Source organism: Mesorhizobium opportunistum WSM2075, assembly GCF_000176035.2.
Taxonomy (GTDB): domain Bacteria; phylum Pseudomonadota; class Alphaproteobacteria; order Rhizobiales; family Rhizobiaceae; genus Mesorhizobium; species Mesorhizobium opportunistum.
Genome location: NC_015675.1, coordinates 960,770 through 985,140 on the forward strand (window position 1 = coordinate 960,770; position 24,371 = coordinate 985,140).

Genomic DNA, 24,371 nt, shown 5'->3' on the forward strand with positions numbered 1-24,371 from the left:
AGATGAGCGAAGACCTTTCGAGAAAGAGACTGGGCCGTGGGCTGGCAGCACTGATCGGCGAAATCGACCGGCCGGCGGCACCCGAAAAGCCCGGCATGAGCGCCGATGGCAAGGTGCCGATCGAGTTCATCAGCCCGAACCCGAAAAATCCGCGCCGGCATTTTGGCGATGCCGAGTTGACCGATCTCGCCCAGTCGATCCGCGAGCATGGCGTGGTGCAGCCGGTGGTGGCGCGGCCATCGCCGACGCAGGCGGGCCGCTACGAGATCATCGCCGGCGAGCGGCGCTGGCGGGCGGCGCAGCGCGCCGGTCTGACCGAGATCCCGGTCATCATCCGCGAGGTCAACGACCGCACCGCGCTCGAGCTGGCGATCATCGAGAACGTCCAGCGCGCCGACCTCAACGCGGTCGAGGAAGCGCAGGGCTATCAGCAGCTGATCGACGAGCACGGCTACACCCAGGCCGATCTCGGCAATGTCATCGGCAAGAGCCGCAGCCACGTCGCCAACACGCTGCGGCTGTTGAAGCTACCGGATGTGATCCGCGACATGCTGGTCGACGGCGCGCTGTCGGCGGGTCATGCCCGTACGTTGGTCACCGCGGAGGATCCGGCCGGTCTGGCCAAGCGCATCGTCGAGGAGGGCCTTTCGGTGCGCCAGGCCGAGGCGTTGGCGCAGATGCCGGTCGGTCCCACGCCGGCCAAGCCGAAGCAGCCGCAGGGCGCGCCGGAAAAGGATGCCGACACGCTGGCGCTGGAAAAGCTGATGACCGACACGCTCGGCATGATCGTGGCCATCGATCACAAGGGCAAGGGCGGCGAGTTAAGGGTTTCGTATCGGTCGCTGGAGCAGCTCGACGAGCTGTGCCGGCGGTTGAAGCAGGAACGGTAGTTAGCCGGCGAAATACCTTCGGGATTCGGCGTGGGCTGGCGTTGCCAGCCCTTCTCTTTTTCAGTCTCGATGATTGGCGAAATCGGCGAGGCTGCCAATCTCCCTCCTTGAGGGGGAGATGGCCGGCAGGCCAGAGGAGGTCGTCTCCATCAAGCGCCGGCGTCCTGCTGAAGGGGAAGAAGAGGTTGGCGTCCGGTCGTGCCGACCCCCTCTGTCGCCTTCGGCGACATCTCCCCCTCGAGGGGGGAGATTAGCCACGCTGCCCCAGCCTCGCGCTTTCCACCGCGATGCCCAGCAACGCCTGTCTTGCCAGCGCCGCCGACAGATCCGGCCGCCGCCGCGTCTGCAATACTGCCGTCTGCAACCGGGTCAATGCACGGCCAAGCGCGTCGCTGCTCCAGCGCTCCAGCGCCTTCTCGACGAGCTTGCGCCGCGAGAAGAAAACCGGGGGGCGGGCGCCGGCGACGACCGAGGCCGCGTTGCGGCCGCCCTGTTCCATCTGGCCGCGCATCACCTGGATCTGCTGCAGCTGGCGCATGGCCGAGGACAGCACCAGGAAAGGTGGCCCGCCGGACTGGCAGTGACGGGTGAAGGCGGTGTCGAAGTCGCCGACCTTGCCTTCGAGCAGCGCGTCGACGGCGTCGTCGAACGAAGCGCCGGACACATCGCCCGACATGGCCCGCACCTCTTCGAGCCCGATTTCCTTCTGGCCGTGGGCGTAGAGAACGAGCTTCTCGATCTCGCCGCGTGAGGCCAACCGGTCGCCGCCGAGATTGCGGCGCAGCGCCTGCCTCGCCTCCAGCGTCATCGACATGCCGGCCTTGCGCAACTCGTCATCGATGACCGTATCGATGTCGCGTGCCTCATCGGCATAGCAGGGCAGCGCCATGGCTATGTCTGCGGCCTCGACCACGGCGCGCAGCCCGACGCCTTTTTTCAAATCGCCGGCTTCAATAAGAATGATGGCATCGCGCGCGGGCTCGGCGGCCAGCGCCTTGACATCGTCGGCCAGCGCCTTCTGGCCGCTGGCATTGCGCACCCAGAGCAGGCGCCGGTCTGAAAACATCGGCACGGTGCGGGCCTCGTCGAGCAGCCGGCCCTCGTCGCGATCGACCTCCGAGCCCTCGAGCCGGACCACCGAGAAGGGATCGTCGAGCGGCAGGCCGGTCTTTGCGGCAAAGGCTTTCGCGCGCTCGGAAACGAGGCCGCGATCGGGGCCGTAAAGCAGGACGATTGAGATGCGCGCGTCAGGCTTCGCGAGCCACGAATCGACCTCGAAAGCTTTCTTCTGTGCCATGAAGGGTGGGTTAGCATGATGCGGGGGCGGCTTCCAGCTTTGGCACCCTTCCTCTCCCTCCGGAGGGGGGAGAGCGACTGTCTGGGGTGTCAAGTTGCATTTGCGAACTCGGCTCGCGCATCGCGTGCTTTTGCATTGAGGATGACGAGGAGTTTTCGGGCGAGTGCGATGCGGATGAGCATTTTGGACTTTCCGGCCTGTTGCAACCGCTGAGCGAACGGTTTGAGATGGGGATCGAACTTGGCCACGATGGCCGCGACGATGAAGAGGATGCCTCGCGGCCCGGCGCGTCCGCCGCGCACATGCCTGTTGCCGGCCCGCCTGCCGCTGTCATCTGCGATGGGGGCGAGGCCTGCCAGCTTAGCGATGGCTTTGTTGGAGATGAGGCCGATCTCAGGCAGTTCGGCCATCAGGCGGGCGACGGTGCGCCCGGCCACCCCCTTGAGCGAACGGAAGGCCCGCTCCAGCCTGGCCCACAGCGGATCGTCGTCGATCATCGAGGCAATCTCGCCTTCCAGCCGTCGTTGCTCGCGCTTGAGGAAGGCCAGCATGGCCTCGATGCTGGCGCATGTCTCGGCGTCGCGTGCGGCACTTCTGCGCTGCTTGTTGATGGTCGCATCGCCGACAACCTGGCAAAGCCGCGCAACCAGTGCGGCGAGCCGCTGCTGGGCAGCGCTCGGCGGTGGCGTGGGGACCGTCTTCTTGACTTCGCTGTAATGGGCGATGACAGCAGCGTCGATCCGGTCGGTCTTTTCCAGATAACCCATCGCCTCGGCGAAGCGACGCACGCTCTTGGCATTGACCACGCCGCACGGCATGCCATGCGCCCACAAAAGCATGAACCCCAGCCTCTCATAGCCGCCCGACGCCTCCATCACCGCCATTGCTGCGCCGTGGCCACGGCAGAACAGCCAAAGAGCTGCGATGCCCGTCGCGTCATTGGCGAAACGCTCTGCCGCACCGCCTGGCCAGACATGCGCGTCCAGCCAATCCTTCGAAACATCAACTCCACAAATGATCTTGTTCACGGTAACCTGCCTTGTGCGTACGGTTGGAACCAAGCGACTGTTCGGTCGTGCGTGACGAAGGCGAAGATCCCAAGCTCTCCCGCGGCTGTAGCCTCAGGTGGTACGGGCGACTTCGCCAAGCCAAGGTCCGGGCGGCCGCCCGGACCTTGGCTCAATCGCTTCAATCCCACGAAATCGCTCTCGTGTAGATACAAGGTGGCGCTGCGCAGCAGCGACGGAGTGGGGGAAGCCGCTCTTCAATCGCGCCGCCGCAAGAGATGCACACGCTGGCGAGCAAGAACTCAGGCAAGCGGCACTGAGGCGGAGCCATCGCTTCAACGAAAGGTCGACCCCCACTCCGTCGAGCTTCGCTCGACACCTCTCCCCCGATCGACGGGGGAGAGGAAGGGCGCGAGCTTGCCAGCCAATCGCCTTATCTTCCGACAAACTCCCGGCAATCTTGGCCCTAATTGCGCGCCAGCCCTCAACATCGACAAGAAATTTCGCGGACATATCTTCATCTTGATGCGCGAGATGCCGGCGTGGCCGGTCCGATGCGCGAGGCCTGCCCAAGCGAATTCGCACTGGTCTGGCGGCGCGGATGTGCAAATATCGGCACTAGGCAACATTGGAGGACAAAGGTCATGACCGATGCTGGGATGTTGCGGTTCCATGTTCCCGAGCCGGAAGTGCGGCCGGGCGGCACGCCTGATTTCTCCAATGTGACCATTGCCTCGGCCGGTTCGGTGCCGCGTCCCGATATCGACGTCGATCCGCGCAGCATCCGCGACATGGCCTTCTCGATTATCCGCGTGCTGAACCGCGATGGCGAGGCGGTCGGGCCGTGGGCCGGGCTGCTCACCGACGAGGAGCTGCTGGAGGGCCTGCGTCACATGATGACGCTCAGGACCTTCGACGCGCGCATGCAGATGGCGCAGCGGCAGGGCAAGACATCCTTCTACATGCAGCATCTCGGTGAAGAGGCGGTGAGCTGCGCCTTTCGCAAGGCGCTATCGCCGGGCGACATGAACTTCCCGACCTATCGGCAGGCCGGCCTGCTCATCGCCGACGGCTATCCGATGGTCACCATGATGAACCAGATCTACTCCAACGAGGCCGACCCGCTGAAGGGCCGGCAGCTGCCGATCATGTATTCGTCGAAGGAGCATGGCTTCTTCTCGATCTCCGGCAATCTGGCGACGCAGTATATCCAGGCGGTCGGCTGGGCGATGGCTTCGGCGATCTCGAACGATTCCAAGATCGCGGCTGCCTGGATCGGCGACGGCTCGACGGCGGAGTCCGACTTCCACTCCGCACTGGTGTTCGCCTCCACCTACAAAGCGCCGGTCGTGCTCAATGTGGTCAACAACCAGTGGGCGATCTCGACCTTCCAGGGCATTGCACGCGGCGGTTCGGGCACCTTTGCCGCCCGTGGGCTGGGCTTCGGCATTCCGTCGCTGCGCGTCGACGGCAACGACTATCTCGCCGTCCATGCCGTGGCCAAATGGGCGGCGGAGCGGGCGCGCGGCAATCTTGGGCCGACGCTGGTCGAATATGTCACCTACCGCGCCGGCGCGCATTCCAGCTCGGACGATCCTTCCGCCTATAGGCCAAAGACCGAATCCGACGCCTGGCCGCTCGGCGACCCGATCATGCGGCTGAAGAACCACCTGATCCGGCTCGGCGTCTGGTCGGACGAACGGCACGCGCAGGCAGAGGCGGAAATCCTCGACACGGTGATCGCGGCGCAGAAGGAGGCCGAAAGCCACGGCACGCTGCATGCCGGCGGCAAGCCGTCGACGCGCGACATGTTCGAAGGGCTCTACGCCGAAATGCCGCCGCATCTCCGGCGCCAGCGCCAGCAGGCGGGAGTCTGAAGCCATGCCAAGGCGGACCATGATCGAGGCGATCCGTGATGCCATGGATGTGTCGATGGGGCGCGACGACAAGGTTGTCGTGTTCGGCGAGGACGTCGGCTTCTTCGGCGGCGTCTTCCGGTGCACGCAGGGCCTGCAGGCCAAATACGGCAAGAGCCGCTGCTTCGACGCGCCGATCAACGAATCCGGCATTGTCGGCTCGGCCATCGGCATGGCCGCCTATGGGTTGAAGCCGTGCGTGGAAATACAGTTTGCCGACTACATGTATCCGGCCTACGACCAGCTGACCCAGGAGGCAGCCAGACTGCGCTATCGCTCGAATGGCGACTTCACCTGCCCGATCGTGGTGCGCATGCCGACCGGCGGCGGCATTTTCGGCGGCCAGACGCACAGCCAGAGCCCGGAAGCGCTGTTCACCCATGTGTCCGGCCTGAAGACGGTGGTGCCGTCCAACCCGCATGACGCCAAGGGGCTGCTGATCGCGGCGATCGAGGATCCCGATCCGGTGATCTTCCTCGAGCCGAAGCGACTCTACAACGGCCCCTTCGACGGCCATCACGACCGGCCGGTGACGCCGTGGTCGAAGCATGAGCTCGGCGAGGTCGCCGACGGCCACTACACCGTGCCGCTCGGCAAGGCGGCGATCCGCAGGGCGGGCTCGGCGATCACCGTGCTTGCCTACGGCACCATGGTCTATGTCGCGCAGGCAGCAGTCGAGGAGACCGGCATCGATGCCGAGATCATCGATTTGAGGACGCTCTTGCCGCTCGACCTCGACACGATCGTGGCCTCGGTCAAGAAGACCGGGCGCTGCGTCGTCGTGCATGAGGCGACGCTGACCTCCGGCTTCGGCGCCGAGCTGTCGGCGCTGGTGCAGGAAAACTGCTTCTACCATCTGGAAGCGCCGGTGGCCCGCGTCGCCGGTTGGGACACGCCCTATCCGCACGCGCAGGAGTGGGACTATTTCCCCGGACCGGCGCGGGTCGGCCGAGCCCTTATTGAAACGATGGGAGCTTAAGATGGGCGAACACATCATCAAGCTGCCCGATGTCGGCGAGGGCGTCGCCGAGGCCGAACTTGTCGAATGGCACGTCAAGGTCGGTGACATCGTGCGCGAGGACACCGTGCTCGCCGCCGTCATGACCGACAAGGCGACGGTCGAGATTCCATCGCCCGTCGATGGCGAGATCCTGTGGCTCGGCGCGGAGATCGGCGACACGGTGGCGATCGGTTCGCCGATCGTGCGGCTGCAAGTGGCTGGCGAGGGCAATGTGAGGCCGCAGGGCGGCGCCAACGCAGGGCCGGTGGCCGCCGAGCCTCCGGCGAAGCTTCCGACGCCGAAGCCCGAGAGCGCCGCGCCGACCACGAAAGCTCAGTCGAAGGCCGGTGTGCCGGAGGCGAAACCCGCCCCGGCCGCTTCGAAAAGTTCGGCAAAGATATCCGTCTCCGGCGCGCCGCGTCCGGAGGGTGAAAAGCCGCTGGCATCGCCAGCTGTTCGCCTGCGCGCGAAAGAGGCCGGCATCGATCTCAGGCAGGTCGCGGGAACAGGCCCGGCCGGCCGCATCGGCCATGAGGATATCGAGGCGTTCCTGGCGCGCGGGCCGCAGGTGGCCAAGGCATCGGGCCTTGCCCGCAACGACGCGGTCGAGGACATCAAGGTGGTGGGCTTGCGGCGCAAGATCGCCGAGAAGATGACGCTGTCCAAGTCGCGCATCCCACACATCACCTATGTCGAGGAGATCGACGTCACCGCGCTGGAGGAATTGCGCGCCGCGCTCAACAAGGAGAAGCGCTCCACCAAGGGGGGTGCGGAGAGACCCAAGCTGACGCTGCTGCCATTCGTGATGCGGGCGATGGTCAAGGCGATATCGGAGCAGCCCCAGCTCAATTCGCTGTTCGACGACGAGGCCAGCATCATCCACCAGCATGGCGGCATTCATATCGGCATCGCCGCGCAGACCCCGTCGGGCCTGGTGGTGCCGGTGGTCAAGCATGCCGAGGCGCGCGACATCTGGGACTGCGGCGCCGAGGTCGTCAGGCTGGCCGAAGCGGCCAAGTCGGGTACTGCGAGCCGCGACGAGCTGTCCGGTTCGACCATAACCATCACCTCATTGGGCGCCATGGGCGGCGTCGTGACGACGCCGGTCATCAACCACCCGGAAGTGGCGATCATCGGCGTCAACAAGATGATGGTGCGGCCGGTGTGGGACGGCACCCAGTTCATTCCGCGCAAGATGATGAACCTGTCGTCGAGCTTCGACCATCGGGTGATCGACGGCTGGGACGCGGCGGTGTTCATCCAGCGGATAAAGGCGCTGCTGGAAACGCCAGCGCTGATCTTTGTGGATTGAGGGGGATGTTGATCGCGAAGCACGAAGCGTCGGGATCCAGGCTCCCCCTTCTCCCCTTGCGGGAGAAGGGGGCGCCGAAGGCGACGGATGAGGGGTGTTCCAGGGAACGCAGACGTCTCATTCCGCTGAAACACCAACGCCTCACTCCGCTGGAGCACCCCTCATCCGTCTCGGCGCTAAAGCGCCGATCCACCTTCTCCCACAAGGGGAGAAGGGAAGGCGCGCCGTGGCGTTCGCCGAAAGGACAGCCAAGATGAAAGAAATCTCCTGCAAGCTGCTCGTCATCGGGGCCGGTCCGGGCGGCTATGTCTCAGCCATCCGCGCCGGCCAGCTCGGCGTCGATACGGTGATCGTCGAGGCCGGCAAGCCCGGCGGCACCTGTCTCAATGTCGGCTGCATTCCGTCGAAGGCGCTGATCCATGCGGCGGAAGAGTTCGAGAAGGTGTCGCATATGGCCGACGGCAAGAGCCCGCTCGGCATTTCGGTCGCCGCGCCTACGCTTGACCTCGGCAAAACCGTCGCCTGGAAGGACGGCATTGTCAGCCGGCTCAACAGCGGCGTTGCCGGCCTGCTCAAGAAGGCCGGCGTGAAGACCGTGCATGGCTGGGCGACATTCCGTGACGGCAAGACCGTCGCGGTCGAGACCGAGACCGGCGTACAGGTGATCCGCGCCGAGGCGATCGTCATCGCGACGGGCTCGGCGCCTGTCGAACTGCCGTTCCTGCCTTTCGGCGGGCCAGTGATTTCATCCACGGAAGCGCTGGCGTTGAACGAGGTGCCGAAGAAGCTCGCGGTGGTCGGCGGCGGTTATATCGGGCTGGAACTCGGGATGGCCTTCGCCAAGATGGGCACGGCGGTGACCGTGGTCGAGGCCTTGCCGCGCGTGCTGGCACAGTATGACGCCGAACTCACCCGGCCTGTCGTGAAACGGCTCGCCCAGCTCGGCGTCGAAGTGATGCTGGGCGCCAAGGCCAAGGGCGTCAAGGGCGATGCGCTGCTGGTCGAGACCGCGGACGGCAAGAGCGCCAAAATTGCCGCCGACAAGATCCTGGTCACGGTCGGCCGCAAGCCGGTGACCGAAGGCTGGGGGCTCGACCAGATCGACCTCGACATGGCCGGAAAATTCATCCGCATCGACGACCAGTGCCGCACCTCGATGCGCGGCATCTTCGCCATCGGCGACGTCACCGGCGAGCCGATGCTGGCGCACCGGGCGATGGCGCAAGGCGAAATGGTCGCCGAGATCGTCGCCGGCCACAAGCGCAGCTGGGACAAGCGCTCAATCCCCGCCGTTTGTTTCACCGATCCCGAGCTGGTGACGGCCGGTCTGTCGCCGGAGGAGGCGAAGGCGCTCGGCGGCGAGATCAAGATCGGCCTGTTCCCGTTCGCCGCCAATGGGCGGGCGATGACGAAGATGGGCGAGGATGGGTTCGTTCGTGTCGTCGCCCGCGCAGACAACCATCTGGTGCTCGGCATCCAGGCGGTCGGGCAGGGCGTGTCGGAATTGTCGGCGGCTTTTGGGCTGGCGCTGGAGATGGGCGCGCGGCTGGAGGACATCGCCGGCACGATCCATGCCCATCCGACGCAGGGTGAGGGATTCCAGGAAGCAGCGCTCAAGGCGCTAGGCCACGCGCTGCATATTTGAGGGCACTTTTCCTCTCCCTCCGGAGGGGGGAGAGGTGGCGCTGCGAAGCAGCGACGGAGTGGGGGAAGCCGGTCCTCAAATGCGCCGCCGCTGGCAACTCACCACAGGGCCTCGATCAGGGCGAGGCATCGTTTCGGCTTGAATAGCAACGCCTGAGCCAGGTCGACCCCCACTCCGTCGAGCTTCGCTCGACACCTCTCCCCCGATCGACGGGGGAGAGGAATGGCGCGAACCTGAGCGCTACCTCAGCTCGCTAGCCGGCTCACCATCTCGTGCTGGGCGTAGGCGCGGCCGAAGCGGTTGGCTAGGAAGGCGTCCAACGCGATCTCTTCCTGCTTGACGAAGCCGGTTGCCGGCAGGCTGCCGTCGGCCAGCATGTCGAGCACGGCGCAGATGCCGGACGCGGTGGTGATCTGGATGGCGCTGCGCACCACGCTGCCGATCCGCTTCGAATAGATCTTGTTGGCGTAGGTCTCCTGCAGCAGGCGGCCGTTCTTGCGGCCCGAGACTGTGACGAAGACGATGACCACGTCCTGCAGCGTTGCCGGGAGCGCGCTCTCGAAAATGTCCTTCAGCACCTCGCGGCGATGGCGGAGCCCAAGGTCGTTGAGCAGCGCCTTCATGATCGCGGCGTGGCCGGGATAGCGGATGGTGCGGTAGTTCAGCGTGCGCACCTTGCCCTTCAGCGTCTCGGCCAAAGTGCCGAGCCCGCCCGAGGTGTTGAACGCTTCGTAGGTGACGCCGTCGAGCGAGAACTCCTCGCGCTCCTCCAGCGGCGGCACTTCGACCAGATCACCCTCGACGATCGCCTCGCACGGCTCGCAATATTCGTTGATGACGCCGTCGGTGCTCCAGGTCAGATTGTAGTTCAGCGCGTTGGACGGGTATTGCGGCAGGGCGCCGACGCGCATGCGCACGTTTTCCAGCGTGTCGAAGCGGCTGGCGAGATCGTTGGCGACGATCGAGATGAAGCCGGGCGCCAGGCCGCATTGGGGAATGAAGGCGCTCTTGCCCGAGCGCGCCAGCTCCTTGACGCGGCGGGTCGAGACGACGTCCTCGGTCAGGTCGAGATAGTGCACGCCGGCGCTGGCCGCCGCTTCGGCGATCCGCGTGGTGAGATGGAAGGGTGCCGCGCTCAGCACCGCGAACTTGCCGGCGAGCGCCGCTTCGAGCGTGCCTACTGCGGCGATGTCGAGTTCGAGCGTCTCGACGCCATCGGACGCTTCGGCCGCGGCGAGCTGCGCCGCCGAGCGGTCGACGAGGGTGACGTGGTAGTCGCCCGTTGCGGCAAGCATCTCGGCAATGGTCGAGCCGATCTTGCCGGCGCCGACGACGATGATTTTCTTCATGACTGATCCCTCGAACTGATTGTGGGACCAGGATCGCAGCTTGCCTGTCGAAAGGAAGCGTGAAATCTGGCAGAGTGAAACCTATCTTTAGTTGAATCGCCGAAGGGATTCGTCGAAATGCTCAGTGAAGCCGAACAGGCCCTGCTTTCCCTGCTGCGCGCCAACGCACGCTCCTCGACAGCCGAACTGGCGCGGCAGCTCGGCGTGTCGCGCACCACGGTGCAGAGCCGGATCGAGCGGCTGGAGCAGCGCGGCATCATCGCCGGCTACGGCGTCAAGCTCTCCGCCGATTACGAGCAGGGGCTGGTCAAGGCGCATGTGCTGCTCACCGTGACGCCGAAGCTCGCCGACAAGGTGGTGCGCGCTTTGCAGGCATTGCCGCCGGTCAGGACGCTGCATTCGGTGAGCGGCAATTTCGACATGATCGTCATCGTCGATGCGCCGTCGATCCGCGACCTCGACGCGCTGCTCGACCAGATCGGCGCCATGGACGGCGTCGAGCGGACCTCGTCGTCGATCATCCTGTCGACAAGGATAGAGCGGTGAGGGCGATACAGCCGATCTCCCCCCTTGCGGGGGAGATGGCCGGCAGGCCAGAGGGGGGTGTGAAGGAACGCCGGCCTCGCCCGGTTTGTTGTAGGCGTGAGCCTACCGATTGGTCGCCAGACATCGACAGGTTGGCGGGACAGCACCCCCCTCTGCCTTGCCAGGCATCTCCCCCGCAAGGGGGGAGATTGGCTGTATCTTCGCCGGCTAATCCATCGCGATGGGAAAACCCACCACCACCGCCAGCCCAGGCCGACAATCCTCCAATGCAATCGATGCCCCGTGCAGGTCGGCGATGGCCCTGACGAGGCTGAGGCCGAGGCCGCTGCCTGGCGTCGAGCGGCTGTGGTCCAAGCGGTAGAGCCGCTGGAAGACCTTTTCACGCTCCTCGGCCGGGATGCCTGGTCCATTGTCGGCGACGCTGCCGACGACATGTCCGCCGCGGCGCGTCACCGACAGCTTGATCGTCGTGCCCGGCGGGCAATGGCGCAGCGCGTTTTCGACCAGGTTGGCGAACATCTGCGTCAGCAGCTCGCGATCGCCATGGATGCGGTCCGTCACCTCCCGCGGCTGCACCAATGACAGCGACTTGCCGTCATCGTCGGCGACGTCGGCATAGATCTCGGCGATGGTTTCCAGGATCTCGCCGAGATCGACATCGGTGAAGCGCGCCTTGCGCGCGCCGGCCTCGATCTGCGCGATGCGCAGCAGCGCATCGAAAGTCTCGTTGATCTGATGGCCCTCGGCGCGCGCATCCGCCAGATCGCCGGAAACGTCCTGGTCCGGCCCGGCTTTGTCGGCGGCGCTCTCCAGGATCATCTGCAGCCGGTTGAGCGGCGTCTTCAAATCGTGCGCGATGTTGGCGCTGACCTGCTTCATGCCTTCGACCAGACCCGACAGCCGGTCGAGCGCCGCGTTGACCTGGCTGGAGACGATGTCGATATCGTCGCCCTTGCCGGTCAGCGGAATGCGGGTGTCCAGCCGGCCATGCGAAACATCGACCATGGTGGCGGCAATGCCATCGAGACGGCGCTGGACGCGCGAGGCGAGCAGGGCGCCGCCGGCCACCGCCAGGCCGGTGATAATCAGGGTGGCCCAGCCGAAGCTCATCAGCATGATCGTCTCCAGTTCCTCCGTCTCGGAAAGGCTGAAGGCAACCGTCAGGGTGTTGCCGCCGACCGCGCCGGAAAAGGCGCGATATTCGGTGTCCGGCGGTACGCCGGGCAATACGGCGTCGAAGGCCGAGAACCCGTCGGGAAGTCCCGCCGCGGTGAAGTTGCCGGCCAGTCGGTTGCCGGCCGCGTCGGTAAGTGAAAACAGCTGTTCTTTCTTCAGGCTGCGCGCGGAGTGGCTTTCGACGGTCTCCACCAGCTCCTTGAGATCCTTGTCGCCATAGGTCGCGGCGATGACCGAATAGGTCTCCCGGATGGTGTCGTCGAGCTGCTCGGCGAGATCGGCGCTCATCATCTGGTAGACGATGGCGCCCGCCAGCACGAAGGCCAGCATGAACAGGAAGGCGAATGTCAGCGCGAGCCGGAACGGCGTGCTGCGCAGCAGGCGGACCCATGTCGCGGTCATGGCGAAGGCGATGCGTGCAGGCTGTAGCCGGTGTTGCGGACGGTATGGATGAGCTGGGTCTCGAACGGCTTGTCGATCTTGGCTCGCAGCCGGCTGATATGGGTCTCGACGACGCTGGTCCTGGGGTCGAAATGGAAATCCCAGACGCGCTCCAGAAGCATGGTGCGGGTGATGACGCGGCCCTCGCCGCGCATCAGCACCTCCAGCAGGCTGAATTCGCGCGGCTGCAGGTCGATCGGCCGGCCCTGCCTGACGACGCGCCGCATGATCAGGTCCATCTCGAGGTCGGCGACCCGCAGAACCGTCTTCTGTTCCTGAGCCGCCGGACGGCGTCCGAGCGCGTTGATGCGGGCGAGCAGCTCGGAAAAGGCGAAGGGCTTGACCAGATAGTCGTCGCCGCCGGCTTCCAGCCCCTCGACGCGGTCGTCGATGCCGCCGACGGAGGTGAGGAAGATCGCCGGCGTGCGTACCCCCGCCGCGCGGATCGCCTTGACCAGGGACAAGCCGTCGAGACCGGGGATCATCCGGTCGGCCACGATCACGTCGTAGGTGCCGCTGGTCGCCGCGAACAGCGCGTCGTGGCCGTTGCGCAGCAGGTCGCAGACATGCCCGGCCTCCGTCAGCCCCCTGACGATGTAGTCGGCCGTCCTGTGGTCGTCCTCGACAAGCAGAAGTCGCATGGCTGGTCCGGTTGATTGCCGATATCGGGGAGAGGCTATCACCGGCCCGGTTCCGTTCCTAGGATGGCACAAACCTTAGTCCCTGGGCGGAGCAAGGAGCGTAGCGACGCGGCACAGACCCGAGGATGACGAAGCGGTGGGGTTTCGACAATTGTCAACGCTGGCGCATCCGCCCTGTGCCTAATCCGACTCGAGCAGGATTTCGTCGGCCTCGTCGTCGGTCTTCTTCAGGGTCATGTAGAGAACGAGGGCAATGATGCAGCCAAGGAAGATCAGGCTGGTGAAGGTGGTGCCGAAGCCGAGGCCGCCATATTCGGACGGCTGCGACAGAAAATCGCCGAAGGAGGCGCCGAGCGGCCGCGTCAGGATGTAGGCGAGCCAGAAGGCCAGGATGGCGTCGAGATGGATGAGATAATAGGCAAGCGCGATCAACGCGATGACGCCGCCGAACATGAGACCCGACGTCAGATAGCCCATCTCGAAGCTCTCGGCGACGAGATCGCCGGCGGCGGTGCCGAGCGAGAAGGTGAACAGGATCGCCAGCCAGTAGAAGATCTCGCGGCGGGTGGTGAAGATGGTGTGGATCGACAGTGTTCTTTCGCTGGCGTACCAGACGGCGAAAGTCGCAATGAGCGTGACCGAGAAAGCGATCGTCGTGGTCTGCAGGCGCACGCCGAAATTGTCGACGAGGTTATCGGTGATCAGCGTGCCGACGACGCTGATCAGAACCACCGCCAGCCAGTAGGCCCAGGGCACGTAGCGCTTCTGCGCGAACTGCAGGACAAGGGCAACGATCAGGACGCCGGTCATGATCAGCGAGGTGACGGTCAGCCCGAGCCCGAGATTGACGGCGAGATAGTCGGCAGCCGTTTCGCCCATGGTCACCGCCATCAGCTTGATCAGCCAGAAATCGAGGGTGACGTCCGGAACCCTGTTGTGGGCGGGTGCGGCGGGATGGGTGTGAGGCGCGAGCATGGCCGAAATCCTCGATGGCTGTGGCGGGTTACTTGCCCATGACCTTCATGGCCTGGGCGAAGAAATCGTCGGCGCGCTTGTCGTCATCCGCGTTGCAGCGTTCGATGCCCTTGGCCTCCAGCTCCGAGACCTTGGCCTTGTCGGTGGCGCTGAGCTTGGCTGCCGCTTCAGCGGCCCGAAGGGCCTTCAGCGTCTCCTCGCAAGGCGCGGTGGCCGCATAAACGGTGGAAATCGAGGCCGAGACGGCGAGGATGCCCACTGCAACGGCAGGTGCAAATCTTCTCATGAAACCATTCCCTTTGCTGATACCGGCCTATCTGATGAAGGCGGTCCGGCTGCGGTAATCGAAGCCAGCCCCTAAATGGCGGTCCGGCATCTCGACAATAGGGAAGCGACTTCACTCCAGCCTGTCCGGTGGCATACAAATTCGTAAGAATGGTCAGTGGCTGGCAAAAAGCCTTTACGAACCTCTCGTGTTGCGCTGATAGAAGGCCACGGCCTTGTATCCGCCATCAATGGCGTGCCCCAATGCCTGATCGCAATGAACGCCCCAGGAAAAGACGAATGAGCTACGCTTCCCTCAAGCCGGTCACGGAGGCCTTCGTCCAGCGCAAGCGGCTGATCTTCGTGCGGGCGGCGGCGGTACTGGCGGTGCTGCTTCTGTTCCTTACCAAGCCGGCGCTGAGCGAAGGCTCGAACGGCCACGAAACGCTCGAATTCCTCGGCTTCTGCCTGGTGCTCGCCTGCGTCGCCGGCCGGCTCTGGAGCATCCTCTATGTCGGCGGCAAGAAGAACGAGGAACTGGTTTCGACCGGACCGTTCTCGATAAGCCAGAACCCACTCTATTTCTTCTCGACGATCGGCGCGGTTGGGATCGGGCTGCTCTACGGCTCGCTGGTGGCGGCCGTCGCGCTTGGCGTGGTCAGCTTCCTCATCTTCCGCGTCACGGCGCGCAAGGAGGCCGAATACCTCCTGGGCAAGTTCGGCCCGGCCTATGCCGCCTATATCAAGGCCACTCCCCGGTTCTGGCCAAATCCGCTGCTCTACCGCGACGACGATCAGTTGCAGTTCTCGCCCCGGGCGCTCAAGCGCACATTCTTCGACGGGCTCTATTTCCTCGCCATCTTCCCGGCCATCGAGCTGATCGAGTATTTCAGGCACACCGGCCTGCTGTTCCCGGCTTTCATAACGCTCTACTGATCACGGTGCCGCGGCCTGTCTCCAGGGCGGCTTCAGAGCGGACGCAATTCCGGACGGAAAACCGTTTCACACTTTTCCTGGAATTGCTTCAGCCGCCCAGCGGATAGGGCATGTAGCCGACGAAGCCCGCGATCTTCCAGCTGCCGGCGACCTTCCTGCAGAAATACAGCGTTTGCCATTTCAGCCGGTCGACGCTGCCATCCGCCTTGGAGACGGTGCCGTCGAACTTCTTGTGCAGCACCGCGCGGTCGCCGTCGACATCGATGTCGCGCAGATTGGTGACGCGAAACAGCGCCTCGCGCAGCGGCTCGGCGAATTCCGTCGCCGCCGTCTCGCTGGCCTGGCGCAACCACTCGTCGCGATAGATTTCCAGCCTGGGGAATTGCAGCCGCCAGGCGTCGGCGTTGGGCAGGAAATGCGCGTGCATGCCGAAGAAGCTTTCGGCGACGAAATCATGTTCGACCATCGACCAGTCCTGGCCGATGAAGGCGTCGATGTCGCGCCGCACCAGCATCTCCCACAGCGCGTGGCGGTTGGCATCGCCTGGCGGAAACGGGTTCTTGTCGAAGGTCATTGTCGGTTTCTCCAGTCGGGAAGGCACGAGTCCGCAGCGGTTTCGTGAGCCGCCCGGCGCGCGCACGATGCAAGCGCTCGTGTAATAAAGCAACGTGGATTTCGAAGAATGTTGCTTTCCAACAAGGCCTCTATCCGGATCGTCCCGATCGGGGTAAATCTCGGCCAAGGCGGCCGCGCCAGGGCGCGGTGCCGCGTCATTACAGGAGGTCACCCTTGCCCAAGCAGACTTTTGGAACGTCGCATGTGCCGCTGTCGCCCGCCGTGCGGGCCGGCGACTTCGTCTATGTCTCGGGCCAGGTTCCGGTCGGCAGCGACGGCATCGTGGTCAAGGGCGGCATTACGGAACAGACCGAGCAGGTGCTTGCCAACGTCAAGGCCGCGCTGGCGCTGGCCGGCTGCACCATGGACGATGTGGTGAAGACCACGGTCTGGCTCGAGGACGCGCGCGACTTCGGCGCCTTCAACGCCGTCTACGGCAGGCACTTCCCCAAGGACCCGCCGGCCCGCACCACGGTCGAGTCGCGGCTGATGATCGACATCAAGATCGAAGTCGAGGCCGTCGCCTACAGACCTCTTTGAGCGAAGCCTAACGAAGCGGAGGCTACTTCAATGCAATTCGACCTCCTGCTGAAGGGCGGACGGCTGATCGATCCAGCGGCTGGCCTCGACGCGCCGCGCGATGTCGCCATCGCCAATGGCCGCGTCGCCGCGGTCGATGCCAATATCCCAGCGGACAGCGCCGCGCGGATGATCGATGCGACGGGCTGCATCGTGGCACCCGGCCTGGTCGACCTGCACAGCCACGTCTACTGGGGTGGCACCTCGCTCGGCGTCGATGCCGACCGGCTGGCGGCCAAGAGCGGCACCACCACTTTCATCGACGCGGGCAGTGCCGGCGCCGGCAATTTCCTCGGCTTCCGCCGTCACGTCATGGAGCGTTCGAAGGTGCGCATCCTGGCCTATGTCAACATTTCCTTTGCCGGCATCTTCGGTTTCTCGCAGACGGTGTCGGTCGGCGAATGCGGCGATCTCAGGCTCTGCGAGCCGCGCGAGGTGGTTGCCGCCGCGCGCGAGCACGCCGATGTCGTGGTCGGCATCAAAGTCCGCTCCGGCAAGCATGCCGGCGGCACCAGCGGCATCGCCCCGGTCGATCTCGCGCTGGAGGCCGCCGACAAAGCGGGCCTGCCGCTGATGGCGCATATAGACGAGCCGCCGCCCGGCCGCTCCGAAGTGCTGCCGCGCCTGCGCCGGGGCGACATTCTCACCCATTGCTTCCGGCCGTTTCCCAACGCGCCGGTCTTCGCCTCCGGCGCGGTGCGGCCCGACATGCGGCTGGCGCGGGAGCGCGGCGTCATCTTCGATCTCGGCCACGGCATGGGCTCGTTCGATTTCGACGTTGCCCGGGCAATGCTCGCCGAAGGACTGGCGCCGGATGTGATCTCGAGCGACGTGCATCTCTACTGCGTCGACGGGCCGGCCTTCGACATTCTGGTCTGCATGTCGAAGCTGATGGCGCTCGGCATGCCGCTGGTCGAAGTCCTGCGCGCGGCGACGCAAGGGCCGGCGCGGGCTATCGCAAGACCGGACCTCGGCACGCTGGCTGTGGGCACGGTCGGCGATGTCGCCGTGCTCCGGCAGCGGCCGGGCCGCTTCACCTTCGTCGACGCGGTCGGCGCCTCATTGGTCGCCGACCAGCGGCTGGTGTCGGAAGGCATCGTCATCGGCGGCACATGGTGGCCGAACGAGACGCCTGATCATGACGAGACCGAGCATTTCGAGGCGCATGCCGCGCATACGCATGTCGAGGTGGCGGCAAGGCACTTCGGGCATCGGCACGAGTGATTAGCCGATCTCGGCAGGGCTGTGCCTGTCTTGCGGCGGCGGCGCGTTTGGCGAGCGGCTTCCCCCACTCCGTCTCGGCTTCGCCGAGCCACCTCTCCCCCCTCCGGAGGGAGAGGAAGGTGCCAAGGCTGGCTAACGCGCGCCTTTCCTCTCCCCCGTCGATCGGGGGAGAGGTGTCGAGCGAAGCTTGACGGAGTGGGGGTCGACCTTACGCGGCGTTGCTCGGCTTGCCATAAACCGGCGTCGCGATGCCTTCCATCCGCGCCTTGATCTGCAGCGCGACATATTTCGAATAGAAGCGCGACAGCGCCAGATTGCCGCCGTGGAACCAGAGCGCTTCCTGTGCCGTCGGCTTCCACATGTTGCGCAGCTCGCCTTGCCAGGGGCCGGGATCGCCCTTGACGCCGGAGCCGAGGCCCCAGCAGGGACCGACCTTGTCGGCGACCTCGCGCGAGACGAGCGCGGCGACATTCTCGTTCATCGACTGGTAGCCGGTGCAGGCGACGATGGCGTCGGCCTCGAGTTCGCTTCCGTCCTCGAACAGGATGCCATTCGGCGTCAGCGACTTGATGGCGACGCCGCTGCGGATGCCGATCTTGCCTTCGATGATCAGGTCCGAAGCGCCGACATCGATGTAGTAGCCGGAGCCGGTGCGATAGGCCTTCATCAGCAGGCCGGTCTCGTCGTCGCCGAAATCGATGGCGAAGCCGGCGGCGCGCAGGCGGTCGTAGAAGGCGGCGTCGCGCGCCTTGATCACCTCATAGAGCGCGCGCTGGCCCTTGGGCACCAGCGCGAACGGCGTCGAGGCGACAATCATGTCGGCCTTCTCGGTGGTGATGCCGCGCGCCAGCGCGGTTTCCGAGAAGATCTCGAAGCCGACTTCCATCAGCGTGTCCGATTTGACCACGGTGGTCGGCGAGCGCTGGATCATGGTGACGTCTGCACCGGTTTCCCAAAGATCGACGCAGACATCATGCCCCGAGCTCGCCGCACCGATGACCGCAACCTTTTTGCCGCGGAATTTCTCGCCGCTGGCATATTGGCTGGAGTGCAGCAATTCGCCCTTGAACTGGTCGGCGCCGGCGAGGTCGATCTTTCGCGGCGGGCCATAGGCGCCGGTGGCGAAGACGATGTGCTTCGGCTTCAGCGTGATCTGCCGGCCAACACGGTCGACCACCACGGTCCAGACCTTTTCCGCCTCGTCATAGGAAGCGCTGAGGCATTTGGTGGCGACCCAGTAGTTGAGCTCCATGACGCGCGTGTACATTTCCAGCCAGTCGCCCATCTTGTCCTTGGGCGTGAAGACAGGCCAGTTTTCCGGGAACGGAATATAGGGCAGATGGTCGTACCAGACCGGGTCATGCAGCACGAGTGTGCGGTAGCGGTTGCGCCAGGAATCGCCCGGCCGCGCGTTCTTCTCGATGACGATAGTGGGCACGCCGAGCTGCCTGAGCCGCGCACCGAGCATAATGCCGCCCTGGCCGCCGCCGATGACCAGGCAATAGGGCTGCTCGGATGCGCCGAGTTCGCGCGTCTCGCGCGCCCGCGCCTCCGACCAGGTCTCGCGCTCGGGGTCGGCTTTGTGGCGCACGCCGAGCGGCCGCGCCGCGCCCTTGCGCTCTTCGAACCCCCTAAGGTCGGTCATCGCCGTGAACAACGTCCGGCAGCGGCCGTCGCGCAGGCGCATGATACCCTGGCCCGAGGCCACCGCGGTCTCGAACGTGAACCAGGCCTCGATCGTGCCTTCGTCCGTGGTCGCTTCGCCGGTGAGCTGCCATGCCGTCGGCCTGGTCGTCGCCAGTGTTGACTTGAGCATGTCGGCGATCGCCTCGCGGCCTTCCATGGTGGTGACGTTCCAGGTGAAGGTCAGCAGATCGCGCCAGTAGCAGTCGTCGACGAACAGGTTGCTCGCAGCGGCAACGTCACCGGCCGCGAGCGCGCGTGCCAGGGATTCGAACCATGCGGCGGCCTGTTTCGATGGTGCCATTTCGAGCATGTCTTTTCCTCTTTGGTTTCCCATTGGCGCAACTTGGCCTTTCCTTCTCCCCTGTGGGAGAAGGTGGCCTCGCGAAGCGAGGTCGGATGAGGGGGTGTTCCAGCTTGGCGCCGACGGCGCTCCGTCACGCACCCCTCAACCGTCTCGGCGCTGCGCGCCGATCCACCTTCTCCCACAAGGGGAGAAGGGAAAGTCGTACCTAATCTCCCAGCGGCTCCATCTCCTTGCCGGTGCGGTGGATCTGGGCGTTGTATTTGATGCGGCGGACCGTCTCGCGGGCCGAGGCGTCGAGCTTGTAGGCCGAGGCCACGGCCAAAAGGTCGATCATAGCCAGGAAGGCATAGCGCGAGGCCGTCGGCTTCAGCGTGTCGGGATATTCCGGAACCGCCACGGCCAGCCTGACGTCGCAGGCGCGCGCGAGTTCGGTGTCGGGCGCGGTCACGCCGATGGCGTTGGCGCGGTAATGCTTGGCGAGTTCGACGGCCTCGATCACCTCGCGCGTGCGCCCGGTCGCCGAGATCGCGATCACCAGGTCGCCGGGCTTTAAGGTCGAGGCGGTCATGCGCATCAGATAGGGGTCGCACTGGGCATTGACCGTGATGCCGTAGCGAAACAGCCGGTACTGGGTTTCCTGCGCCAGCGCCGAAGAGCTGCCGCCCAGCCCGAACACCGTGACCTGGCGCGCCTTGGCGATCAGCTCGGCGGCCTTCTGCAACTCAACCGGATCGAGCTGCCGCTCGGCCTCCTGCAGCGCCCGGCGCGCCTCGCCGAACACGGCATTCCAGAACGGCATGCCGTTGCCGCTGCCCGGCGCCGGCGACTTGGCCAGATAGAGCGCGCCGACGACCAGGCTCTGCGCCAGCTTGAGCTTGAAATCGCGCAGGCCCTCGCAGCCGATGGCACGGCAGAACCGCGTCACCGTCGGTTCGCTGACCCCGGCGCGCTGGGCAAGGGCGGCGTTGGAAGCGTCGACCGCGTATTTGACATCGTCGAGCACGACATCGGCGACGCGGCGCTCGGCCCGGCGCAACTCGCTGTAGGAATCCTTGACCAGCGAGATGATGTCGGGAATGCGCCTGACAGGCTCGCGCCCATCATGGTCGTGATCTGGAACAGGCTCTTCGTGGCTCGCAGCTTCGGTCATGAAGTGGGTCTTCCTCCGCCCCTTTGGATCTGACCTCTTATCATGTTTGCACGCTGTCGTTCCATGCGCCCCGGCCACGGTGCAACCGTTGCGTGCCGCAGGGCATGTCCGCGCTCTTTCCGGCAAGTATGTAGGAAAGCAACACGAATTTCAAGATGTAGAAAATATCGTAAAAACAATGCACTAGCATCACAGTGGAATTTTGATGATACGGTTACCATCGCCGGCGCTTGACAGCAAAGTAGGATAGTTACAGACTGATTTTTGGCAGTCCGATGACCATTGGATCATCACGCAATCTCCGAGGGGCGGATGAACGCGGGCGAGATAACAACGCCGAAGCTTGGCGTGCAGGCAGCGACCAAGATCTATCACACGGCGTCCGGCGACCTGCTGGCGCTGGACCGCTGCAGCCTCGATGTCCGCGCCAATGAAATCGTCTCGATCGTCGGCCCGTCCGGCTGCGGCAAGACCACGCTTTTGTGGTCGATGTCGGGCCTGCATGGCCTGACCAGCGGCGAAATCCGGCTCGATGGCAAAGCGATCACCGGGCCGCATCCCGACATCGGCATCGTCTTCCAGGAAGCAAACCTGCTGCCGTGGCGCAATCTCGACGCCAACATCCGCTTTCCCTTCGAGATCAAGGGCGAGAAGCCGGATCGCGCCTGGATCGCGCATCTGCTCAACCGGGTCGGGCTCGACGGCTTCGGCGGCAAGTTCCCGCGCGAGCTTTCGGGCGGCATGCAGCAGCGCGCGGCGATCGTGCGGGCGCTGGCGCTGAAGCCCTCGGTGCTTTTGATGGACGAGCCGTTCGGCGCGCTCGATAGCTTTACGCGCGAGGAGATGAACCGGCTGGTCGAGGAGATCTGGCTCGACACCAAGACCACCATCGTCTTCATCACCCACAGCATCGAGGAAGCGATTTTTCTCTCGGACCGGGTGGTGGTGCTGAGCGCGCGGCCGGGACGTGTCGCCAGGGAATACCGCGTGCCGTTTGCGCGCCCACGCTCACTGGAGATCATGGCGACCAAGGAGGTCTTCGACCTCACCAACCGGATCAAGATGGACATCGTCGGCGAGCGCGCCAGGCCAAAGGCGCCGGAACAGGAGCGCACCAGCGCCGAGATCGTGAGGATCAGGCCGTGAGCGACGCCATCCCGGAATTCTCCAAGTCCAAGTCGGGCGCCAAGTCGGGCGACGGCCACGATGTCAGCCTGACCAATTTGTCGGCCTTCGCCAGCGGTCCCGGCATCAAGTCGGGCAAGGAAGTGGCGGCCATCGTCGCCGTCGCCGTCGTCATCATCGGCGGCATCGAACTGGCGCTGCGGCTGTTCCATGTGCCGCTCTACATCATGCCGCCGCCGAGCTCGATCGCCTATGCGCTGTTCGACGAGTTCCCGCTGATCGCGCCGCATCTCGGCTACACGCTGGTCGAGCTGCTGTCCGGCTTTGCCATCGGCGCCGCAGTCGGCCTGGTGCTGGCCGCCGTCATCACCCAGTTCCCGTTCGCGGAAAAAATCGTCGCGCCTTACATTTTGCTGCTGGTCACCACGCCGATGCTGGCGCTGGTGCCGCTGCTCATCCTGCGCTTTGGCTTCGGCTACACGCCGCGCATCATCGCAGTGGCGCTGGCCGCCGGGCCGATGGTGATGATCAACGCCGCCACCGGCTTTCGCCGCGTCGACAGCGCCAAGATCGCGCTGGCGCGTTCCTATGGCGCCAGCACCTTGCAGATATTCTGGAAGATCCGCGCGCCAATGGCGCTGCCGATGATCCTGGTCGGCCTGATGATCGGCGCCATCTTCGGCCTGCTCACCGCCGTCGGCGCCGAGATGGTGGGCGGCGGCTTCGGCCTCGGCAACCGGCTGACCACCTATTCGTCGATGATCCAGATGCCGCAGTTCTTCGCCGTGGTGCTGATCCTGTCGACGCTCGGCATTCTGATCTACGTGCTGTTCTTCCTGATCGGCAAGAAGTGGGCGAGCTGGGAGGCATGAAGATCTGAAGCAAGACGCCCGGGAGGCGGGTGGCAGACTGACGTCAAACAAAAAGGGGAATGCCATGACCAGAGACAATTTCATCCGCCAGGCGGGAATGAGCCGCCGCACTTTCCTGCAGGTGACCGGCGCCGGCCTGGTGACCGCGACGGCGCTCGGCGCCACTGGCTTCAAGGCGAAGGCCGAGGCCTATGGAAAATTCACCTGGATATCGCCGCGCGGCACGCTCGAAGTGCTCGACGACTATCCCTACTGGGCGGCCAAGAAGGCCGGCTATTTCGACGGGCTGGAGACCGACATGCAGCCGGGGCCGTCGGACGGCACCGCGACCGTGAAGTTCGTCGATGTCGGCCAGGCCGACATGGGCTTCCCGTCGCCCGGCGTGTTCTCCTTCGCCATCCAGAACGGCATGAAGCTGAAGTCGGTGTTCCACATGGGCGCGCGCGACACGTTCAGCATCGCCTTCCGCAAGGGCGAGGGGTCGAACGACCTGAAGAAGCTCGAAGGCAAGACCATCTTGCTCGGCTCCGCCGCCTGGCAGTCGATCACCGATCCGCTGCTCGCCGCGCAAGGCGTCGACATCAAGAAGGTCAAATATGTCGAGGCCGGCTGGCCGACCTGGGGCACGGCGCTTGCCGGCGGCCAGGGTGACGCTGCCTTGTCATGGGAAGGGCTGCGCGCCGAATGGATCGCCAAGGGCCTCGACTTCGAATACTGGCTCGGCGTGAAGAACTCCAAGCTGCCGGCCAACACGTTCGTGGTGCGCGCCGCCGACCTCGAGGATCCCGACAAGAAGGCATTCCTGGAGAAATACCTTCGCGGCTGGGCGATGGGCCTGGAGTTTGGCTATCAAAATCCACGCGCGGCCGTCGAAGCGGTGTTCGAGCAGTTCCCGACGCTGGCCAAGAATCTCGGGCCGGAGCTCGGCACCACCTCGATCCTGCAGCAGATCAACGTCTTCCGTGGCGACATGGACAAGCGCGGCGGCTGGGGCTCGCACGACATGGCGAGCTGGCAGGGCTTCTTCGACGAGATCCACAAGATCGGCCAGATCACCAATCCGGTGAAGGCCGAGGAGGTCTGCACCAACGACCTCATTCCCGCGGCCAACGACTTCGACAAGGCCAAGGTCAAGGCCGATGCCGACGGCGTCAAGCTGTCGGAAGGTTTTGCCGCGCTCGATGTCGAGAAGATCAAGGCGCATCTGTTCGATTCGGCGGTGAAGTGAGGGTCAGCGCCGAGGTGAGCGCCGCCCTTGGCCCGCTTGGCTCCTTTCCTCTCCCTCCGGAGGGGGGAGAGGTGGCGCCGCGTAGCGGCGACGGAGTGGGGGAAGGCGTTCGCCAAACGCGCAGTCGTCGCAAGATAGGCACGATCCGGCGAACAAGTAGCCCTTAGGTGGGCGCGAAGGTCGACCCCCACTC

The 24,371-nt window shown here is 65.0% G+C and carries 21 protein-coding genes and 1 pseudogene; 12 read left to right on the plus strand and 10 right to left on the minus strand.

Annotated elements, in window-relative coordinates; all coding sequences use genetic code 11:
* Positions 1-2 precede the first annotated feature (2 nt).
* On the plus strand, positions 3-890 hold the full coding sequence (locus MESOP_RS04495) for a ParB/RepB/Spo0J family partition protein (RefSeq protein ID WP_013892139.1): 888 nt from the start codon (positions 3-5) through the stop codon (positions 888-890).
* Positions 891-1,140: 250 nt separating this feature from the next.
* Here the strand turns inward: MESOP_RS04495 and holA are convergent, their stop codons facing one another.
* Both holA and MESOP_RS04505 read right to left on the minus strand, forming a co-directional pair.
* The gene (holA, locus tag MESOP_RS04500; RefSeq protein ID WP_013892140.1) at positions 1,141-2,187 is read right to left on the minus strand and encodes a DNA polymerase III subunit delta; all 1,047 of its coding nucleotides are present in this window, start codon (positions 2,185-2,187) and stop codon (positions 1,141-1,143) included.
* Positions 2,188-2,276: 89 nt separating this feature from the next.
* A complete protein-coding gene (locus tag MESOP_RS04505; protein ID WP_013892141.1) occupies positions 2,277-3,215 on the minus strand; it encodes an IS110 family RNA-guided transposase in 939 nt (312 codons plus the stop codon).
* Positions 3,216-3,838: 623 nt separating this feature from the next.
* Between MESOP_RS04505 and MESOP_RS04510 the strand changes: the two genes are divergently transcribed.
* The 4 genes from MESOP_RS04510 (at position 3,839) to lpdA (ending at position 9,067) form a co-directional block, all read left to right on the plus strand.
* On the plus strand, positions 3,839-5,071 hold the full coding sequence (locus tag MESOP_RS04510; RefSeq protein WP_013892142.1) for a 3-methyl-2-oxobutanoate dehydrogenase (2-methylpropanoyl-transferring) subunit alpha: 1,233 nt from the start codon (positions 3,839-3,841) through the stop codon (positions 5,069-5,071).
* Between the two features lie 4 nt (positions 5,072-5,075).
* Entirely contained in the window at positions 5,076-6,089 is a 1,014-nt protein-coding gene (locus MESOP_RS04515) for an alpha-ketoacid dehydrogenase subunit beta (RefSeq protein WP_013892143.1), read from the plus strand.
* A 1-nt stretch (position 6,090) separates the two neighbouring features.
* Positions 6,091-7,422, plus strand: coding sequence for a dihydrolipoamide acetyltransferase family protein (locus tag MESOP_RS04520; protein ID WP_013892144.1), 1,332 nt, complete (start codon positions 6,091-6,093; stop codon positions 7,420-7,422).
* A 253-nt stretch (positions 7,423-7,675) separates the two neighbouring features.
* Positions 7,676-9,067 carry a dihydrolipoyl dehydrogenase gene (lpdA, locus tag MESOP_RS04525; RefSeq protein ID WP_013892145.1) on the plus strand — a complete coding sequence of 464 codons (1,392 nt, stop codon included), beginning with the start codon at positions 7,676-7,678 and terminating at the stop codon, positions 9,065-9,067.
* A 245-nt stretch (positions 9,068-9,312) separates the two neighbouring features.
* Here lpdA and MESOP_RS04530 read toward each other — a convergent pair whose 3' ends face one another.
* Positions 9,313-10,416, minus strand: coding sequence for a saccharopine dehydrogenase family protein (locus MESOP_RS04530; RefSeq protein WP_013892146.1), 1,104 nt, complete (start codon positions 10,414-10,416; stop codon positions 9,313-9,315).
* Positions 10,417-10,521: 105 nt separating this feature from the next.
* Between MESOP_RS04530 and MESOP_RS04535 the strand changes: the two are divergent.
* Positions 10,522-10,962, plus strand: a pseudogene (locus tag MESOP_RS04535) (Lrp/AsnC family transcriptional regulator); the annotation flags it as partial.
* Between the two features lie 207 nt (positions 10,963-11,169).
* Here the strand turns inward: MESOP_RS04535 and MESOP_RS04540 are convergent.
* The 4 genes from MESOP_RS04540 to MESOP_RS04555 all read right to left on the minus strand — a co-directional run bounded on the left by MESOP_RS04540 (position 11,170) and on the right by MESOP_RS04555 (position 14,481).
* Positions 11,170-12,540, minus strand: coding sequence for a HAMP domain-containing sensor histidine kinase (locus tag MESOP_RS04540; protein ID WP_013892148.1), 1,371 nt, complete (start codon positions 12,538-12,540; stop codon positions 11,170-11,172).
* Positions 12,537-13,220, minus strand: coding sequence for a winged helix-turn-helix domain-containing protein (locus MESOP_RS04545; protein WP_013892149.1), 684 nt, complete (start codon positions 13,218-13,220; stop codon positions 12,537-12,539). The genes MESOP_RS04540 and MESOP_RS04545 overlap by 4 nt, the downstream gene beginning before the upstream one ends.
* A gap of 180 nt (positions 13,221-13,400) precedes the next feature.
* Positions 13,401-14,195 carry a COG4705 family protein gene (locus MESOP_RS04550; RefSeq protein WP_013892150.1) on the minus strand — a complete coding sequence of 265 codons (795 nt, stop codon included), beginning with the start codon at positions 14,193-14,195 and terminating at the stop codon, positions 13,401-13,403.
* A 28-nt stretch (positions 14,196-14,223) separates the two neighbouring features.
* Complete coding sequence (locus tag MESOP_RS04555; RefSeq protein WP_013892151.1) at positions 14,224-14,481, minus strand: hypothetical protein; 258 nt, start codon at positions 14,479-14,481, stop codon at positions 14,224-14,226.
* A gap of 278 nt (positions 14,482-14,759) precedes the next feature.
* Between MESOP_RS04555 and MESOP_RS04560 the strand changes: the two genes are divergently transcribed.
* Complete coding sequence (locus tag MESOP_RS04560) at positions 14,760-15,395, plus strand: methyltransferase family protein (RefSeq protein ID WP_013892152.1); 636 nt, start codon at positions 14,760-14,762, stop codon at positions 15,393-15,395.
* Between the two features lie 88 nt (positions 15,396-15,483).
* Here the strand turns inward: MESOP_RS04560 and MESOP_RS04565 are convergent, their stop codons facing one another.
* Positions 15,484-15,969, minus strand: a complete 486-nt coding sequence (locus MESOP_RS04565) for a hypothetical protein (protein ID WP_013892153.1) — start codon at positions 15,967-15,969, stop codon at positions 15,484-15,486.
* A gap of 215 nt (positions 15,970-16,184) precedes the next feature.
* On the opposite strand from MESOP_RS04565, the gene MESOP_RS04570 reads away from it, so the two are divergent.
* Together MESOP_RS04570 and MESOP_RS04575 are read left to right on the plus strand one after the other, a co-directional pair.
* The gene (locus MESOP_RS04570) at positions 16,185-16,550 is read left to right on the plus strand and encodes a RidA family protein (protein ID WP_013892154.1); all 366 of its coding nucleotides are present in this window, start codon (positions 16,185-16,187) and stop codon (positions 16,548-16,550) included.
* A 30-nt stretch (positions 16,551-16,580) separates the two neighbouring features.
* Complete coding sequence (locus MESOP_RS04575; RefSeq protein WP_013892155.1) at positions 16,581-17,813, plus strand: amidohydrolase/deacetylase family metallohydrolase; 1,233 nt, start codon at positions 16,581-16,583, stop codon at positions 17,811-17,813.
* A gap of 208 nt (positions 17,814-18,021) precedes the next feature.
* On the opposite strand, the gene MESOP_RS04580 is transcribed toward MESOP_RS04575, so the two are convergent.
* Both MESOP_RS04580 and MESOP_RS04585 read right to left on the minus strand, forming a co-directional pair.
* Complete coding sequence (locus MESOP_RS04580; protein WP_013892156.1) at positions 18,022-19,809, minus strand: flavin-containing monooxygenase; 1,788 nt, start codon at positions 19,807-19,809, stop codon at positions 18,022-18,024.
* Between the two features lie 199 nt (positions 19,810-20,008).
* Positions 20,009-20,953 (minus strand): MurR/RpiR family transcriptional regulator, encoded by a 945-nt coding sequence (locus MESOP_RS04585; protein WP_013892157.1) that lies wholly within the window; start codon positions 20,951-20,953, stop codon positions 20,009-20,011.
* A 312-nt stretch (positions 20,954-21,265) separates the two neighbouring features.
* On the opposite strand from MESOP_RS04585, the gene MESOP_RS04590 reads away from it, so the two are divergent.
* From MESOP_RS04590 to MESOP_RS04600, 3 genes are all read left to right on the plus strand, one after another.
* The gene (locus tag MESOP_RS04590; RefSeq protein WP_013892158.1) at positions 21,266-22,099 is read left to right on the plus strand and encodes an ABC transporter ATP-binding protein; all 834 of its coding nucleotides are present in this window, start codon (positions 21,266-21,268) and stop codon (positions 22,097-22,099) included.
* On the plus strand, positions 22,096-22,950 hold the full coding sequence (locus MESOP_RS04595; RefSeq protein WP_013892159.1) for an ABC transporter permease: 855 nt from the start codon (positions 22,096-22,098) through the stop codon (positions 22,948-22,950). Before MESOP_RS04590 ends, MESOP_RS04595 begins: the two co-directional genes overlap by 4 nt.
* A 64-nt stretch (positions 22,951-23,014) precedes the next feature.
* Positions 23,015-24,178, plus strand: coding sequence for an ABC transporter substrate-binding protein (locus MESOP_RS04600; RefSeq protein ID WP_013892160.1), 1,164 nt, complete (start codon positions 23,015-23,017; stop codon positions 24,176-24,178).
* The last annotated feature ends 193 nt before the right edge of the window (positions 24,179-24,371 follow it).

Excerpts from the sequence above, each read along its gene's own strand:
- MESOP_RS04495 (WP_013892139.1), top strand. The coding sequence starts at position 3 with ATGAGCGAAGACCTTTCGAGAAAGAGACTGGGCCGTGGGCTGGCAGCA.
- holA (WP_013892140.1), bottom strand. The coding sequence starts at position 2,187 with ATGGCACAGAAGAAAGCTTTCGAGGTCGATTCGTGGCTCGCGAAGCCT.
- MESOP_RS04510 (WP_013892142.1), top strand. The coding sequence starts at position 3,839 with ATGACCGATGCTGGGATGTTGCGGTTCCATGTTCCCGAGCCGGAAGTG.
- MESOP_RS04515 (WP_013892143.1), top strand. The coding sequence starts at position 5,076 with ATGCCAAGGCGGACCATGATCGAGGCGATCCGTGATGCCATGGATGTG.
- MESOP_RS04520 (WP_013892144.1), top strand. The coding sequence starts at position 6,091 with ATGGGCGAACACATCATCAAGCTGCCCGATGTCGGCGAGGGCGTCGCC.
- lpdA (WP_013892145.1), top strand. The coding sequence starts at position 7,676 with ATGAAAGAAATCTCCTGCAAGCTGCTCGTCATCGGGGCCGGTCCGGGC.
- MESOP_RS04530 (WP_013892146.1), bottom strand. The coding sequence starts at position 10,416 with ATGAAGAAAATCATCGTCGTCGGCGCCGGCAAGATCGGCTCGACCATT.
- MESOP_RS04540 (WP_013892148.1), bottom strand. The coding sequence starts at position 12,540 with ATGACCGCGACATGGGTCCGCCTGCTGCGCAGCACGCCGTTCCGGCTC.
- MESOP_RS04545 (WP_013892149.1), bottom strand. The coding sequence starts at position 13,220 with ATGCGACTTCTGCTTGTCGAGGACGACCACAGGACGGCCGACTACATC.
- MESOP_RS04550 (WP_013892150.1), bottom strand. The coding sequence starts at position 14,195 with ATGCTCGCGCCTCACACCCATCCCGCCGCACCCGCCCACAACAGGGTT.
- MESOP_RS04555 (WP_013892151.1), bottom strand. The coding sequence starts at position 14,481 with ATGAGAAGATTTGCACCTGCCGTTGCAGTGGGCATCCTCGCCGTCTCG.
- MESOP_RS04560 (WP_013892152.1), top strand. The coding sequence starts at position 14,760 with ATGAGCTACGCTTCCCTCAAGCCGGTCACGGAGGCCTTCGTCCAGCGC.
- MESOP_RS04565 (WP_013892153.1), bottom strand. The coding sequence starts at position 15,969 with ATGACCTTCGACAAGAACCCGTTTCCGCCAGGCGATGCCAACCGCCAC.
- MESOP_RS04575 (WP_013892155.1), top strand. The coding sequence starts at position 16,581 with ATGCAATTCGACCTCCTGCTGAAGGGCGGACGGCTGATCGATCCAGCG.
- MESOP_RS04580 (WP_013892156.1), bottom strand. The coding sequence starts at position 19,809 with ATGCTCGAAATGGCACCATCGAAACAGGCCGCCGCATGGTTCGAATCC.
- MESOP_RS04585 (WP_013892157.1), bottom strand. The coding sequence starts at position 20,953 with ATGACCGAAGCTGCGAGCCACGAAGAGCCTGTTCCAGATCACGACCAT.
- MESOP_RS04590 (WP_013892158.1), top strand. The coding sequence starts at position 21,266 with ATGAACGCGGGCGAGATAACAACGCCGAAGCTTGGCGTGCAGGCAGCG.
- MESOP_RS04600 (WP_013892160.1), top strand. The coding sequence starts at position 23,015 with ATGACCAGAGACAATTTCATCCGCCAGGCGGGAATGAGCCGCCGCACT.